The organism is Bradyrhizobium sp. LA2.1 (assembly GCF_040547725.1).
Taxonomy (GTDB): Bacteria; Pseudomonadota; Alphaproteobacteria; order Rhizobiales; family Xanthobacteraceae; genus Bradyrhizobium; species Bradyrhizobium barranii.
In genome coordinates this window covers 1-15,504 of record NZ_JBEPQI010000023.1, presented here as the reverse complement: position 1 = coordinate 15,504, position 15,504 = coordinate 1, and the positions used below count along the sequence as shown (strand labels likewise).

Annotated in this window: 16 protein-coding genes; 9 read left to right on the top strand and 7 right to left on the bottom strand. The window is 64.7% G+C overall.

Annotation, left to right across the window (positions count from 1 at the left end; genetic code table 11):
- Positions 1 to 12: 12 nt before the first annotated feature.
- The 3 genes from ABIB95_RS34225 to ABIB95_RS34215 all read right to left on the bottom strand — a co-directional run bounded on the left by ABIB95_RS34225 (position 13) and on the right by ABIB95_RS34215 (position 2,502).
- Positions 13 to 246, bottom strand: a complete 234-nt coding sequence (locus ABIB95_RS34225) for a DUF2171 domain-containing protein (RefSeq protein WP_028149639.1) — start codon at positions 244 to 246, stop codon at positions 13 to 15.
- Positions 247 to 425: 179 nt separating this feature from the next.
- On the bottom strand, positions 426 to 812 hold the full coding sequence (locus ABIB95_RS34220; RefSeq protein ID WP_354246075.1) for a nuclear transport factor 2 family protein: 387 nt from the start codon (positions 810 to 812) through the stop codon (positions 426 to 428).
- A gap of 13 nt (positions 813 to 825) precedes the next feature.
- Positions 826 to 2,502 (bottom strand): glutamine--tRNA ligase/YqeY domain fusion protein, encoded by a 1,677-nt coding sequence (locus ABIB95_RS34215; protein ID WP_354246073.1) that lies wholly within the window; start codon positions 2,500 to 2,502, stop codon positions 826 to 828.
- A gap of 143 nt (positions 2,503 to 2,645) precedes the next feature.
- On the opposite strand from ABIB95_RS34215, the gene gltX reads away from it, so the two are divergent.
- The 9 genes from gltX (at position 2,646) to ABIB95_RS34170 (ending at position 12,426) form a co-directional block, all read left to right on the top strand.
- Positions 2,646 to 4,073 carry a glutamate--tRNA ligase gene (gene gltX / locus ABIB95_RS34210; protein ID WP_354246070.1) on the top strand — a complete coding sequence of 476 codons (1,428 nt, stop codon included), beginning with the start codon at positions 2,646 to 2,648 and terminating at the stop codon, positions 4,071 to 4,073.
- A gap of 169 nt (positions 4,074 to 4,242) precedes the next feature.
- Positions 4,243 to 5,547, top strand: a complete 1,305-nt coding sequence (gltA, locus tag ABIB95_RS34205; protein ID WP_071913479.1) for a citrate synthase — start codon at positions 4,243 to 4,245, stop codon at positions 5,545 to 5,547.
- A gap of 122 nt (positions 5,548 to 5,669) precedes the next feature.
- The gene (locus ABIB95_RS34200; RefSeq protein ID WP_354246067.1) at positions 5,670 to 6,119 is read left to right on the top strand and encodes a GFA family protein; all 450 of its coding nucleotides are present in this window, start codon (positions 5,670 to 5,672) and stop codon (positions 6,117 to 6,119) included.
- Positions 6,120 to 6,242: 123 nt separating this feature from the next.
- Positions 6,243 to 7,421, top strand: a complete 1,179-nt coding sequence (locus ABIB95_RS34195; RefSeq protein WP_208089447.1) for an ROK family transcriptional regulator — start codon at positions 6,243 to 6,245, stop codon at positions 7,419 to 7,421.
- Positions 7,422 to 7,479: 58 nt separating this feature from the next.
- A complete protein-coding gene (locus ABIB95_RS34190) occupies positions 7,480 to 8,766 on the top strand; it encodes an ABC transporter substrate-binding protein (RefSeq protein ID WP_208087084.1) in 1,287 nt (428 codons plus the stop codon).
- Positions 8,763 to 9,692, top strand: a complete 930-nt coding sequence (locus tag ABIB95_RS34185; protein ID WP_085404578.1) for a carbohydrate ABC transporter permease — start codon at positions 8,763 to 8,765, stop codon at positions 9,690 to 9,692. Before ABIB95_RS34190 ends, ABIB95_RS34185 begins: the two co-directional genes overlap by 4 nt.
- Positions 9,685 to 10,542 carry a carbohydrate ABC transporter permease gene (locus ABIB95_RS34180; protein ID WP_014494951.1) on the top strand — a complete coding sequence of 286 codons (858 nt, stop codon included), beginning with the start codon at positions 9,685 to 9,687 and terminating at the stop codon, positions 10,540 to 10,542. The genes ABIB95_RS34185 and ABIB95_RS34180 overlap by 8 nt, the downstream gene beginning before the upstream one ends.
- Positions 10,543 to 10,552: 10 nt before the next feature.
- A complete protein-coding gene (locus ABIB95_RS34175) occupies positions 10,553 to 11,662 on the top strand; it encodes an ABC transporter ATP-binding protein (protein ID WP_354246063.1) in 1,110 nt (369 codons plus the stop codon).
- The gene (locus tag ABIB95_RS34170; RefSeq protein WP_354246060.1) at positions 11,659 to 12,426 is read left to right on the top strand and encodes an SDR family NAD(P)-dependent oxidoreductase; all 768 of its coding nucleotides are present in this window, start codon (positions 11,659 to 11,661) and stop codon (positions 12,424 to 12,426) included. Before ABIB95_RS34175 ends, ABIB95_RS34170 begins: the two co-directional genes overlap by 4 nt.
- Here ABIB95_RS34170 and lpxB read toward each other — a convergent pair.
- From lpxB to ABIB95_RS34150, 4 genes are all read right to left on the bottom strand, one after another.
- On the bottom strand, positions 12,423 to 13,604 hold the full coding sequence (gene lpxB / locus ABIB95_RS34165; protein ID WP_354246058.1) for a lipid-A-disaccharide synthase: 1,182 nt from the start codon (positions 13,602 to 13,604) through the stop codon (positions 12,423 to 12,425). The genes ABIB95_RS34170 and lpxB overlap by 4 nt on opposite strands.
- Positions 13,601 to 14,458 carry an LpxI family protein gene (locus ABIB95_RS34160; RefSeq protein WP_071917423.1) on the bottom strand — a complete coding sequence of 286 codons (858 nt, stop codon included), beginning with the start codon at positions 14,456 to 14,458 and terminating at the stop codon, positions 13,601 to 13,603. The genes lpxB and ABIB95_RS34160 overlap by 4 nt, the downstream gene beginning before the upstream one ends.
- A gap of 19 nt (positions 14,459 to 14,477) precedes the next feature.
- Entirely contained in the window at positions 14,478 to 15,272 is a 795-nt protein-coding gene (lpxA, locus tag ABIB95_RS34155; protein WP_354246056.1) for an acyl-ACP--UDP-N-acetylglucosamine O-acyltransferase, read from the bottom strand.
- Between the two features lie 30 nt (positions 15,273 to 15,302).
- The coding region (locus tag ABIB95_RS34150) for a hypothetical protein (protein ID WP_354246053.1) at positions 15,303 to 15,504 on the bottom strand (202 nt) is incomplete at its 5' end.

The following is a 15,504-nucleotide window of genomic DNA, read 5'->3' as shown; positions in this document are numbered from 1 at the left end:
GCGAAGGTCCCCCTACTTTTCCTCTTCCATCGTCACGGCGACGTCCGCCTTCGCCGAGAGCCGGACCTTGTTGCCCTCGACACCGGCGACGAGGCCCTTGTCGATGAAGTGATGGTGGCCCTTGTGGCTGCCCTCGCCGCTGTCCTTCTTGGTCAGCTTGATGCGATGGCCCTCGACCTTGTCGACCGTGCCGATGTGGACGCCATCGGCGCCGATGACTTCCATATGCTCTGCGATGTTCTGCATGGTGGGTTCCTTGTTGGACCCACCCCAACGCGCGGGGGCAGCGTTCGTTGCTATCGCAATTCCGGGGCGCGCCACTTGGCGCGAGCCCGGAATCCATAACCACAAGCCGGGGTTATGGATTCCGGGCCTGGCCCTTCGGGCCATCCCGGAATGACGAGAGAGGCGGAGTAGCGCGACGGCTAGATCAACGGCGCGCGCGACGAGGCATGGTGATTGACGATCTTCCAGTCGCCGTCCTCGCGGAGGATGACCCAGCTCATCTTGACCGAGAACTCCGCCCTCTCGCCGGCGAGGTCAAACGACACGATCGCGGCCATGTTGATCAGGTCCGGGTTGGCTTGCGCGGCGCGCACCTCGGAAAACACGGCGCTCGGCTGGCGCCAGCGCGGCAGGCCGTTGAAGTAGTCGGCGACGCCGTCCCTGCCCCGATAGAGTCTTGGATTCGAGCCGAAGAAGAACGCGTTCTTCGCATAGAGCGACGACAGCGCGGCCGCATCGAGCGTCGCGAAGCCGGCGCACCATTTCGCGATGATGGCGGAAACGATGGCGTCGGCTTCACTGCTCATAGGCCCAATCCCCTCAGCCCTTGGCGACTTCCTTCGCGAACGTGTCGCGCAGGCCGATGGTGCGCGAAAACACCGGCTTGCCCGGCGTCGAGTCCTTGTCGCGCACGAAATAGCCCTGACGCTCGAACTGCATCGGCTCGGTCGAATTGCTTTCCGCAACCGATGCCTCGATCCGCGCGTTGGAGAGTATCTCCAGCGACTGCGGATTGAGATCGGCCGCGAAGTTCGAGGCGTCCGGGCTCGGGTTGGAGAACAACTGGTTGTAGATGCGGATCTCCGCCGGCACCGACGTCGCCGCCGGCAGCCAGTGCATGGTCGCCTTGACCTTGCGGCCGTCGGGCGCGTTGCCGCCCTTGGTCGCGGGATCGTAGGTGCAGCGCAGCTCCACCACTTCGCCCGCGTCGTTCTTGATCACGCCGGTGCACTTGACGAAATAGGCGTAGCGCAGCCGCACCTCGTTGCCCGGCGACAGGCGGAAGAACTTCTTCGGCGGGTTCTCCATGAAGTCGTCCTGCTCGATATAGAGCTCGCGGCCGAACGTGATCTTGCGCGTGCCGGCCGAGGGATCGTCGGGATGGTTGATCGCCTCGAGCTCTTCAGTCTGCCCTTCCGGATAGTTCTCGATGACCACCTTGAGCGGTCGCAGCACGCCCATGCGCCGCTGCGACGTGCGGTTCAGCTCCTCGCGGATGCAGAATTCCAGCATGCCGACGTCGACGACGCTGTTGGCCTTGGCAACGCCGATGCGCTTGACGAATTCGCGCAAGGCTGCGGGCGGCACGCCGCGGCGGCGCATCCCCGCTACAGTCGGCATGCGCGGATCGTCCCATCCGGCGACATGACCGTCGCGGACTAGCTGGGTCAGCACGCGCTTGGACAGCAGCGTGTAGGTCAGGTTGAGCCGCGCCATTTCGTACTGGTGCGGCTTGGACGGCACCGGCAGCTTTTCGATGAACCAGTCGTAGAGCGGCCGATGGTCCTCAAACTCCAGCGTGCAGATCGAGTGCGTGATGCCCTCGATCGCGTCCGACTGGCCGTGCGCATAATCGTAGCTCGGATAAATCGACCACTTGGTGCCGGTGCGCGGATGATGCGCATGCAGGATGCGGTACAGCACGGGGTCGCGCAGGTTGATGTTGCCCGCGGACATGTCGATCTTGGCCCGCAGCACGCGCGCGCCGTTCGGGAATTCACCGGCCTTCATGCGGCGGAACAGGTCGAGATTCTCGTCCACGCTGCGGTCGCGGAACGGCGAGTTCTTGCCGGGCTCGGTCAGCGTGCCGCGCGCGAGGCGAATCTCCTCCTGGGTCTGGTCGTCGACATAGGCGAGCCCGTCGCGGATCAGCTTCTCCGCCCATTCATACAGGCGGTCGAAATAGTCCGAGGCGAAGAACAGGTTCTTGCCCCAGTCGAAGCCGAGCCAGTGCACGTCGGCCTGGATGGAATCGATGTATTCCTGCTCTTCCTTGACCGGGTTGGTGTCGTCGAAGCGCAGGTGGCAGCGGCCCGGAAACTCCTGGGCGATGCCGAAATTGAGCGCGATCGACTTGGCGTGGCCGATATGCAGGTAGCCGTTCGGCTCCGGCGGGAACCGGGTCACGATCTCCTTGTACTTGCCCTGATCGAGGTCGGCCTGGATGATGTCACGAATGAAATCGCGCCCAACCTCGTTCGCCACCGGTTCTGTCATTACGAAAATCCTGTAGGGAAATCAGCGGCCCTTCTGCCAAATTCGCTTGGCTGAGCCAAGAGCTTAGGTGCCCGCTGCCGGGCTTTAGTTATGCTCCGGTCCTGCTATATACCACCGCCTCCAATGCATAGGCCCTGCCAAGAATGACCTCCTCCGTCGTCACCCGCTTTGCTCCCTCCCCGACCGGCTTCCTCCATATCGGGGGCGCCCGCACGGCGCTGTTCAACTGGCTCTATGCGAAGAAGCACGGCGGCAAGATGCTGCTCCGGATCGAGGACACCGACCGGGAGCGCTCCACCGAGGCTGCGATCGGCGCCATCCTCGACGGCCTCAAATGGCTGGAGCTCGGCTGGGATGGCGACGTCATCTACCAGTTCAGCCGCGCCGCCCGCCACCGCGAGGTCGCCGAGCAGCTCCTCGCCGACGGCAAGGCCTATCGCTGCTACGCGACCGCAGAGGAGCTCACCGCCATGCGCGAGAAGGCGCGCGCGGAGGGCCGCACCCGCCTCTATGACGGCCTATGGCGCGACCGTGACCCGGCGACCGCGCCTTCCGACGTCAAGCCCACCATCCGCCTGCGCGCACCGCAGACCGGCGAGACCGTGATCGAGGACCAGGTTCAGGGCCGCGTGGTCTGGCAGAACGAGAACCTCGACGACCTCGTCCTGCTGCGCGGCGATGGCAATCCGACCTACATGCTCGCAGTGGTCGTGGACGACCACGACATGGGCGTCACCCATGTCATCCGCGGCGACGACCATCTGATCAACGCCGCCCGCCAGAAGCAGATTTACGACGCCATGGGCTGGGCGCTGCCGAGCATGTCCCACATCCCGCTGATCCACGGTCCGGACGGCTCAAAGCTGTCGAAGCGCCACGGCGCGCTCGGCGTCGATGCCTACCGCGCCATGGGGTACCTCCCGGCCGCGCTCCGCAATTATCTCGTCCGTCTCGGCTGGAGCCATGGCGATCAGGAGATCTTTTCGACCGAGGAGATGATCGCCGCGTTCGACCTCGCCAGCGTCGGCCGCGCCGCCGCCCGCTTCGATTTCGCCAAGCTCGAAAACCTCAACGGCCACTACATCCGCCACGCCGACGATCAATCACTCGTGAAGATGTTCGAGGACGTGCTCGACCACGTCGTGCCCAGCCGCAACGAGCTTAAGGCCAAGTTAAACGACACCACGCGGGCGCAGCTTCTCAAGGCCATGCCGGCCCTGAAGGAGCGCGCCAAGACGCTGATCGAGCTGATCGACAGCGCCTATTTCATCTTCGCCGACCGGCCGCTGGAGCTCGATCCCAAGGCGGCAGCGCTGCTGACATCCGAGAACCGCAAGCTGATCGGCCAGCTTCATTCCGCGCTGGAGAAAGTCGAGATATGGAGTGCGGCGAATGCGGAGGCCGCGCTGCGCGCCTTTGCCGAGGAAAATAGTCTCAAGCTCGGCGCCGTCGCCCAGCCGTTGCGGGCAGCGCTGACGGGACGGTCGACATCGCCTGGTATTTTTGAGGTTTTGGACGTGCTGGGACGCCAGGAAAGCCTGGGCCGGCTTAAGGACCAGGCCAAGGACTAGGCCAAGGACCAGGCTACGACGTAAGTCGACCATGCGTGCGGCGATCTTGCAGCGCACACAGCAATAATATACCCATCTCACCCGTACCTTCTGGAATATCCGGCCTGCCCCACCAAGTCATTGGGGCCTTCCGGGTCCGGCCCGTTTCACCACACATCGGGGACCTCTGATGGACGCAAAAGCAAGCAATAAGACCGCCACGCTGACGGTCGGAAACAAGAACTACGATCTCCCGATCCACAGCGGCAGCGTCGGGCCTGATGTCGTCGATATCGGCAAGCTCTACGCCCAGTCCGGGCTGTTCACCTACGATCCCGGCTTCACCTCGACCGCAAGCTGCGAGTCCAAGATCACCTATATCGACGGTGACGCCGGCGTGCTGGAATACCGCGGCTATCCGATCGAGCAGCTCGCCGAGAACGGCGACTTCCTCGAGACCTGCTACCTCCTGCTCTACGGGAACCTGCCGACCGCCGCGCAGAAGAAGGATTTCGACGACCGCGTGATCCATCACACGATGGTGCACGAGCAGATGGCCCGCTTCTTCCAGGGCTTCCGCCGCGACGCCCATCCGATGGCGGTGATGGTGGCCTCCGTCGGCGCGCTCGCCGCGTTCTACCACGACTCCACCGACATCAACGATCCGAAGCAGCGCATGATCGCGTCGATGCGCATGATCGCCAAGATCCCGACGCTGGCGGCCATGGCCTACAAATACACGATCGGCCAGCCCTTCGTGTATCCGAAGAACTCGCTGAAGTTCGCCGAGAACTTCCTGCACATGTGCTTCGCCGTGCCGTGCGAGGAGTACAAGATCAATCCGGTGCTCGCTGATGCGCTGGACAAGATCTTCATCCTGCACGCCGACCACGAGCAGAACGCCTCGACCTCGACGGTGCGCATCGCCGGCTCCTCCGGCGCCAACCCGTTCGCCTGCATCGCCGCCGGCATCGCCTGCCTTTGGGGCCCGGCGCATGGCGGCGCCAACGAAGCCGCGCTCGCGATGCTCGCCGAGATCGGCTCGGTCGACAAGATTCCCGAATTCATCGCCAAGGTGAAGGACAAGAATAGCGAAGTCCGCCTGATGGGCTTCGGCCACCGCGTCTACAAGAACTACGATCCGCGCGCCAAGATCATGCAGAAGATGTGTCATGCCGTTCTCAAGGAGACCGGCCATGGCGACGATCCGATGCTGAAGGTGGCGCTCGAGCTCGAGAAGATCGCGCTCAGCGACCAGTACTTCATCGACCGCAAGCTCTACCCGAACGTCGACTTCTATTCGGGCATCACGCTGAAGGCGATGGGCTTCCCGGTCTCGATGTTTACCGTGCTGTTCGCGGTCGCCCGCACCGTCGGCTGGATCAGCCAGTGGAGCGAGATGATTGAGGACCCGCAGCAGAAGATCGGCCGTCCGCGCCAGCTCTACACCGGCGTCACCCGCCGCGACTACGTCGCGATCAAGGACCGGAAGTAAGATCGGCCTTAGGGCTTTTGGAAACGGCGCCATCCTGCGATGGCGCCGTTTTTGTTTTTGGGGCCCGTAGGGTGGGCAAAGCGAAGCGTGCCCACCACCTCTCCGCGAGCGAGACAAAAACGGTGGGCACGCTGCGCTTTGCCCACCCTACCGATACGGAGAACCCGATGCTGAACGGAAGTTGCCTCTGCGGAGGAGTTGCCTACGAAGTCGACGCGCCCCCGGGCACCATCATGCACTGCCATTGCCAGACCTGCCGCAAGACGCACGGATCGGCCTTCTCCACCGTCACCAACGTGCCGCGCGACCGCTTCCGCTGGATCAAGGGCGAAGACTTGCTGCGCGGCTTCGAATCCTCGCCCGGCAAAACCCGCTATTTCTGCTCGCAATGCGGCTCGCACATCGTCGCTTCGCGCGAGGGCAAGGACAGGGTCCTGCTGCGGATGGGCTGCCTCGACACACCGATCGCAGAACGGCCCGAGATGCACATCTGGCGAGCGGATTCCGCCAACTGGTACGACCCGAAGGCCGAATTACCGGAGTGGGCCGAAGGCACCGCACCGAAAGCTTGATCGGTTCTTCGCCTCATCTTGCTGCCACGCACAACAACTAGTCGACTCATCGCGTCCGCAATCGCTTGACAGTCGAAACGCTCCGCGCGCAAATTCTTACACTAAGTAAGAATGACGACAGGGATGGAAATGCCGGAGCAGCCGAGAAGTCGGCGGCAGACGCGCGCTGCCATTTTGACTCACTTGCTCCAGTCCGGCGGCTCGTTCCGGCCGCCGCTGGCCAAGGCCGTGCGGCTGTCCGAGGCGAGCCTGTCGCGCATCCTGTTTGACCTGAAAGCCGAAGGCCTGATCGAGGAAGTCCGGCGCCCTGCCCCTTATGTCGGCGGTCCGACAGGCCTCGTGTCGCTCGATGGTTCCGTGGCGCTCGCGGCCCTCGAGCTGACCGGCCAGTGGCTCAGCGTGGGCGTTGGCGGCATGTCGGGCGAAATGCACTACACCGAGCGTGTTCCGTTGCTGAAGAAGCCGACCGTCGAGACCGTCGGCCGGGTGTTCCGCGAAGCCCTCACCTTGCTGCGCGACTGGACGCGCCGCCGCCGCATCAGTCTTGCGCAGATCGGCATCACCATTCCTGGCCTCGGCCGCCTGAGCGCCGCGGGCAATCCGATCATTCCGTGCGACGTCGAACGCATCGGCGACATGCTCGGCGGAATGTTTGCCGGCGTGCCGGTCGAGTTCACCAACTCGGTGGTCGCACACGCCACGTTTCACCGCTGCCGTACGCAGGACTATCCCTTCAGCGGCGCACATCTCTTCGTCTTCGTCGGCCAGGGCGTTGCCGGCGCCTGGATGGACGATCCGCTTGAGGCCGATGCCCCGCAGCCGGTTGAGCTCGGCCATATGGTGTTCAACGCCGACGGGCCGCGCTGCCGCTGCGGTCACCATGGCTGCGTCGAGGCCTACACGTCGCTTCCGGCCCTCGCCGAGCTCCTCGGCGCAACTGAGGCCGAACTGCTCCAGCTTGGCAGCGAGTGGGTGAGCACGATCCCGCGCTCGTCGCGAATGCGCCAGGAGTTGCGCCAGCGCCTGTTCCGGCTGGGCCTTTCGATCGGCAACACGCTCAACGTAAAGCCATGCAACGGCGTCGCGATCAGCGGCTGGCCGTCGCTTCTCTCTGAAGAGGATCGGAAAGCGGTGGTCGATGGGATCGACGCCTGCCTTCTCGGCGGGCGGAAACTGGCGCAGGTGTCGCTCGCCTTCGTGCCACCCTCGAACGGCAACGATCCGCAAGCAGCTCTCGCCTTCGCCGCCTTTTGTCTCGCCAGCCGCGGCGGGATGCCCGCGGCTTCGACGGAGGCCGCCTGACATGCCCTGAGCCGCGTGGCTCAACGCGCCAAGAAAGTTCACACCGGGAGGAACTGCCATGCCGATCACGACAACAAGACGCCGTCTGCTCGCTGGATCCGCGGCCGCACTCGCACTACCGGCATTCGCCCGCGCGCAAGGCGCGGCCAAGCCGCGCCTGACCGCGATCTCGCAATGGTCCGCAGGCAGCGATGGGGCGGCGATCACCGCGCTCGGCAGGAAATTCGAGGAGAAAGGCGGCGTCTGGCAGCACTCGCCGGTCCCCGGCTTCACCACCGAGATGATGAACAAGTTGCGCGCCCAGATCATCGCCGGCGATCCGCCGGCCTGTTCGCAGCTCAAGGGCCCGGAGATTGCGGCCTGGTCGAAGATCGCTCCGACCGTCGACCTCGACGCCGTGGTCGCCGCCGCCGGCTACGAAAAGGTCGTCGCGCCGGACCTCGCAAAATTGCACAAGCCCGGCGGCAAGTGGATCGCGCTGCCGCTGCAGATCTACAGCACCAACATGCTGTTCCTCTCCAAGCGTGCGCTGGACAAGGCAAAGGCCGACAAGCCGCCTGTTACGTGGGCGGATTTCAATGCGCTCGCCGAGAAGATGAAGGCGGCCGGCGTGACCTATCCCTTCGCTAACGGCGGCACCCGGGCCGACGATGGTCAAAAATTCGAGGCGTCCCTCGCCGGCATCAGCCCGACGGCATACCGCGCCGCCTGCATGAATCTCGACAAGAAGGCCCTAGAGGGTCCCGAGATGAAAGCCGCCTTCGCACAGATGCGCAAGCTCACCGAGTGGATGGACCCCAATGTCGGCGCCCAACCTTATGCCGTCAATTTGAAGCGCTTCATCGACGGCGACATGGGCATGCTCATCATGGGCGGATGGGCACAGGGCGTGTTGAAGAACGCCGGCTTCAAGCTCGACGACTTCATCATCGCGCCAGGCCCCAGCGATAATGGCAAGCCGGTGTTCCTGTTGAATGCCGATGCCTTCATCTTCTGGCAGCGCAAGGAGGCCGACCTGCAGGCCGGCCAGATGTTGATGGCCCAGCTCGTCATGGATCCGGCGATCCAGACCATGTACTCGCAGATCACGGGATCGATCCCCGTGCGCACCGACGTCGATCTGACCGGTGAAGGCTGGTCGGATGGTCAACGGACGACCGCGGCCGCATTGAAGAATGCCGTCGCCAACAATCAGGCCGTGCTGAGCCTCGCGCACAACATGGCGCAGGAAAACGGCCTGACGGCTGCGATGATCGACGTGTTCACGGAGTACGCGAAGAACAAGACGATCAAGCCGGAGGAGGCCGTTACCCGCCTCGCCGAGGCCGTCGAGGGCGCGCGTTGACCGACGCCGTCTCGACAGCAACGCGACCGGGCCGGTCGGCGACCGCTGAAACGGTGCGCCGGCTGCCTGAATATCTGATGATCTGGGTGCCGCTGCTTCTATCCGCAGCGCATCTCATTACGTTTTCGATCTGGACGATCTGGATTTCGTTCACGCCATCCACCCTTATTCCGGTGTCGGGGTGGGTCGGCTTGCGCAACTACAATTCCGTCCTGGCGTCCCGGAACTGGCAGATCGCTTTCGACAATCTGCTGCTGTTCGGCAGTGCTTTCGTGCTGCTGAGCTTGATCACCGGCCTTATGCTTGCGATCCTGCTCGATCAGCGCATTCGCGGCGAGAATGTGCTGCGATCCATCTTCCTGTATCCGCTTGCGGTGTCGTTCGTCGTCACCGGCACGGTCTGGAGCTGGCTACTCAATCCCGGCATCGGGATCCAGAAGCTCGTCCATGACCTCGGCTGGACCTCCTTCCGGTTCGACTGGCTGATCGACCGCGACATGGCGATCTGGACAATCGTGATTGCCGCGATCTGGCAATCGTCGGGCTTCGCCATGGCGCTCTTCCTCGCCGGCCTTCGCTCCGTCGATTCCGACATCATCAAGGCCGCCCAGATCGACGGCGCCGGACCGATCCGAACCTATTGGCGGGTCATTCTGCCGACGCTCTGGCCGATCACCATCACCGTCGTCGTCGTCCAGTTGCAGTTCGCGATCTCGGCCTTCGACCTCGTCCGTGCGCTCACCAATGGCGGGCCGGGAATCGCGACCCAGCTGCCGGCCCTTGTCGTCTACGACCTCATGTTCCAGCGCAGCCAGCTCGGCCGGGGCGCCGCGGCGGCGGTGCTCATGCTGCTCATTCTGCTTGCGGTGCTGCTACCCTATGCGGCGTGGCGTTATGTCCAGCGAAGGCAGGCCACCCATGCGTGACCGCAGCTTCGCACCGAGCCGAATTCTGATCTATCTCGTCGTGACATTGTTCGCTGCGGCCTATCTGGCGCCACTCGTTGTTGTCGTCCTGAACTCTCTCCGCACCAACGAGGAGATCGCGCAGGGTTCGATGATCGGCTGGCCGCAGCATTTGGCCTGGAGCAACTACGCCAAGGCCTGGAGCGGTTTCTGCGTCGCCGAGACCTGCGCCGGCATCCGGCCGTACATGCTGAACTCCGCGCTCGTCACCATCCCGGCGACAATTTTCTCGACCTTGCTCGGCGCCGTCGCCGGTTACGCCGTGTCGCTCTGGCGCTTTCGCGGCGATAGCTGGATCTACGGCATCGTGACCCTCGGCCTCTTCCTTCCCCAGCAGATGCGCCTGCTTCCCTGGACCATCGTGCTGCGGGACACCGGTCTCATCAACACGCTGACGGGCCTCGTGCTGATTCACACGATCCAGGGGCTCTCCTTCACCACGCTGTTCTGCCGAAACTACTATGTCGCCATCCCCCATGAATTGATCAGGGCCGCACGCATCGATGGCGCCGGGTTCTTTCGTATTTTCTGGCGTATCATCCTGCCGCTCTCGGCTCCTATTCTGATCGTCACCGTGATCTGGCAGTTCACGCATATCTGGAACGAGTTCCTCTATGGCGTGACATTCACCACCGGCCAGCAGCAGCCCGTCACGGCCGCGCTCATCGCGCTCTCTGCCGCAATTGCGGACATTCCGCAGCATGGCGTGCAGAGCGCCGCGGTGATCATCGCGGCGCTACCCACTTTGTTGATCTATCTCCTCGGCGGACGGTACTTCGTGCGCGGCCTGACCGCCGGCGCAGTGAAATGATGGGGTCGTCATGGCAGCACTGAGCATTCGCACCCTGTCCAAGCGCTACGCCAATCTGGAGGTGCTGAAGGGCATCAACCTCGACATCGAGAGCGGCGAGTTCACCGTGCTGGTCGGGCCGTCAGGCTGTGGCAAGTCCACCCTACTCAACATCGTCGCCGGGCTCGATCGTCCGAGTGACGGAACGATCGAGATCGGCGGACGCGTCGTCAACGACGTCCCGCCCAAGGATCGCGACATCGCCATGGTGTTCCAGTCCTACGCGCTCTATCCGTCGATGACGGTGCGCCAGAACATCACCTTCGGCATGGAATGCCGTCACGTTCCGAAGGCGGAGCAGGAGAAGGCGCTGGCAAATGTGGCGCGCCTCCTCCAGATCGAGCCCCTGCTCGGCCGCAAGCCGTCGCAGCTGTCCGGCGGGCAACGCCAGCGCGTGGCGATGGGCCGGGCGCTGGTGCGCGATCCCCTGCTCTTCCTGTTCGACGAGCCGCTCTCCAACCTCGATGCGAAGCTGCGCGTCGAGATGCGGATGGAGATCAAGCGGCTGCACCAGCGCATCGGCGCCACCATCATCTATGTCACCCACGACCAGATCGAGGCGATGACGATGGCAACGCGCATCGCCGTGATGCATCGGGGCGTGGTGCAGCAGTTCGCCGATCCGGACACCGTCTACCGTTATCCGGCCAATCTGTTCGTCGCCCGCTTCATGGGCTCGCCGCCGATGAACACCATGCCGGGGCGGCTTGAGGCCGATAGTGGCGGACTGATAGCCGTGATCGGCGCGGGGCGACCGGACGAGGTTCGTCTGCGCCTGCATGGGCACGACGGGGCGGCGCCCTATGTCGGCCGCGAGGTGGTCGTCGGGATCAGGCCGGAATGCATCGCCGAGGCCAGCCGTGTCTTTTCCGGCGAGGCGCCCGTCCTCGTCGACGCGCCGGTCGAGATGATCGAGCCGACCGGCGCCGAGACAATCGTGCTGCTGCGTCTCGGCGGCGAGACTGCGCTGGCGCGCATCACCCCGGATATCCGTCCCGCGCCCGGCGCGACAGCCACCTTCGCGCTCGACACGCGGCGCATTTGCCTGTTCGACCCCGAAACGGAGCGGCTGATCGCATGACCCGAACCATCTATCCCAGCCTTGCCGGCCGCGTGGTGTTGATCACCGGTGGCGCCAGCGGCATCGGTGCCGTCTTCGTACGCGCCTTCGCGACCCAGGGCGCCCGCGTCGCCTTCCTCGACATCGATGCGAGCGCCGGCGAAGCGCTGGTGCGGGATGTCGCAGCCACATCCGGCTCCACGCCCCTGTTTGTGCCCTGCGACCTCCTCGACATCGACGCCTTGCGCACTGCGATGGCGAAGGTGCACGGATCGCTCGGCGATGCCGCAGTCCTCGTCAACAATGCCGCCAACGACCAGCGTCAGGTGCTGGCCGAGGTGACGCCGGCCGAATTCGACTGGACGATCGGCGTCAATCTCAAGCACGTCTTCTTCGCGGCCCAGGCGGTGGTGCCGCAGATGCAGGCGCGCGGCGGCGGCTCGATCATCAACATGTCGTCGGTGGCGTGGATCCGCGGCGCGCCGGCGCTGCCGGTCTATGCCACGGCGAAGGCGGCGATCGTCGGCTTCACCAACTCGCTGGCCAGGTCAGTCGGCCCCGACCGCATTCGCGTCAACGCGATCGCGCCCGGCATGGTGATCACCGAGCGCCAGCGCCGGCTCTGGTTTCCGGACGAGCAGAAGATCTCCGAGCTGCGCACCCGCCAGGCCGTTCCCGATGCAGTGACGCCGGAGGACATCGCCAGCATGGCGCTGTTTCTCGCATCGGACGAGAGCCAGCGTATCACCAGCCAGTGTTTTCGGGTCGATGGCGGCCTCGCCTAGCTCCGCCGCCCCTTGCGCATCGTCGCGAGCACGATGTCGGCGGCGAGCACGCTCGGCGACTTGTTGCCGGTGGACATGATGGTGTCGAGCCGAGCAAACGCTTCGACCTGTCGTTTGCGCAGCGGCGTGTCCGTGAGCAGCTCCGACAGTGCCGGCGTCAGCTTCTCCGGTACGCAGTCCTCCTGCAAGAACTCCGGAACGACATCCTCGCCGATCACGAGATTGGCGAGGATTACCGAGGAGACGCGGATCGCGCGGCGCAGGATGAAGGCTTCGATCGCGCCGACGCGATAGGCCGTCACCATCGGAATGCCGGACAGCGCGAGCTCCAGCGTCACGGTGCCGGATTTGGCCAGCGCCGCGCGCGCGGTTCGGAACGCGGCGCGCCTCTCGGTCTCGCCGACCACGATTTGCGGCTTGACCGGCCAGCTCGCGATGCCTTCGCGGATGGTGGCTTCGAGATGCGGCATGGTCGGCAGCTTCAGTTCGAAGGCGCGGCCTTCGGCCTGGAGCCGTCCGAGCGTCGCGCCAAACACGTCGAGATGGTGCCTGATCTCGCTGCGGCGGCTGCCGGGCAGCACCAGCAGAACCGGCGGCTCGGCATCACGGCGCCGCTGCTCCTCCGCGTTCGGGCGCAGCGACGGCAATTGCTCGATCAGGGGATGGCCGACATAGCTGCATGGCGGCCCGCCGAGCTTGCGGTATTCCTCCGGCTCGAACGGCAACAGGCCAAGCACATGATCGACGTAGCCGAGCATGGTCCGCGCCCGCCCGGGCCGCCAGGCCCAGAGCTGCGGCGAGACATAGTCGACGACCGGGATCGCGGGATTCTTCGCACGCACGCGGCGGGCAACGCGATGGGTGAAATCGGGGCTGTCGATGATGACGAGCGCGTCGGGCGCGGCCTCCAGCACGGCGTCCACGGTCTGGCGGATCAGCCGCAATATCTTCGGCAATTGCTGCGCCACTGCGGCGAAGCCGACGATCGACAGCTCCTCGATCGGAAACAGCGTCTCGAGCCCCTCGCGCGCCATGGTCCGGCCGCCGACGCCCACGAACTGCACGCCGTCGCCGAGCCGCTGGCGTAACACCTTCATCAAGGCGCTGCCGAGCCGGTCGCCGGATTCCTCCGTCGCGATCAGGAAGATCTTTCGCTTGGGATCGCGGCTCTGCATCACGCCGGCAGGCCGATGACGAAGAGATATTTGGCGTCGGCGAGCGAGATCATCGCCTGCGGCTCGGCGGCGATGGTGTTGCCGGCGACGACGGCGATGCCGGCCAGTCCGGCGCGAGCGACGCCCTCGAGGGTACGCGGGCCGATCGTCGGCAGGTCGAAGCGCAAATCCTGCCCGCTCTTCGGTACCTTCACCAGCACCCCGCGTCCTGTCGCAGCGCGGATGCGCCCCTCCTCGCGCAGGCGTGCCACGCGCGCGAGCAGCGCGTCGGTGCCCTCGATATCCTCGATCGCCACCACATGGCCGTCGATCACGACCGCGGCCTGGCCGATGTCGAACGGGCCGAGCGCGGTCAGCACCGCGCGGCCGCGCTCGATGTCGGCCTTGCTGTTGTCGTTCGGCCAGGCGCGGCTGATGCAGCCCTCGGGCATCAGCAGATCCGGCGCGACATCCTTGATGCCGACCATGCGAAAGCCGCCCTGCTCGAGAATGCGCCCGACGCCGGACAACAGATGATCGTCGCCGCCGCGGAAGGCGCGGATGACGTTGCCGAGCAGGCGCAGTGTCGTGACGTCGAACCTTATTTCGGACAGCGCAGGCCGCACCAATGTGCCGATGAAGATCAGATCGCGGCAGCCCTCCTCGCGGAACAGCCGCATGGCACGGCCGAGCTGGCCGACCGAGATCCAGCGATGGCGGAATTGCTCCACCCGCGTCGGATCGCAGGCGCCACGCAGCGGGAACAGCACCGGCGTGATGCCGCGCGCGGCAAGCGAATCGGCGACCGCGAACGGCATGGCGCCGCCGCCGGCGACGACGCCGACCGGCGAAGAAATCTCCGAAGCCGCCGATGTCATGCCCGCGGCCATCCCGAAATCACTTCTCGATGGCGGGAAGACAGATCGGGCGATGCTTGCGCTTGCCGATGAAGTCGAGGATCTCGGCAATCGCGGGGTCTTCGCTCGCGAGCGGCTGGGCCGCCGCGAGCCGCTCGGCAAACGTGCCGGGGCCGTGGAAGAGTTTTTGGTAGAACGATTGCACGGTCGCCCGCCGCTGCTTGGTGAACTGCCGCCGCTTCATGCCGATGAGATTGAGACCTTCCAGCGCCGCATACTGGCCGTTGGCGAGGCCGAACGGAATGATGTCGTCGCGCACGCCCGACAGGCCGCCGACCATCACCTGCGGGCCGATGCGCGTGAGCTGATGCACCGCCGACAGGCCGCCGATATAGACGAAATCGCCGATCTCGCAGTGGCCGCCGAGCGTCGCCGAGGTCGCGAAGATCACGTTGTTGCCGACCATGCAGTCATGGCCGACATGGCTGTTGTTCATGAAGTAGCCGCCGTTGCCGACGCGCGTCAGCCCGCCGCCCTTGATGGTGCCGACATTCATCGTCGCACCTTCACGGATGGTGCAGCCGGAGCCGACCTCCAGCCTGGTCGGCTCGCCCTTGTAGCTGAGATCCTGGGGCGCGCCACCCAGCACCGCGAAGGGCGAGATCACGCAGCTGTCGCCGATCGAGGTGTGGCCGATGACCGTGACTTGTCCGATCAGCTTGCAGTTGGCGCCGATCACGGCATTCGGACCGATGATGCAGAAGGGTCCGATCTCGGTACCCTCGCCGATCACGGCGCCGTCCGCGACCCGTGCGGTGGGATCAATCTTACTCATCAAGCAATCTGACTCATCAAGAAGGTCTGATTATGTGTTGAAGTCGCTCAGTTTTCCGGTGGTTAGCGCGACTATGCCCAATCTGTCCAGTGACGTATCATCTCGGCCTGTTTCAGGCGCCGGATGAGCCGGCCGTCCTAGGGCCTGTTTGGATTCAGGATTCTCATTCGAGCTTGATTGTGATTCAAGCTTGAGATGGACCGATTCGTTTTGACTGACGCCCAGTGGGCGA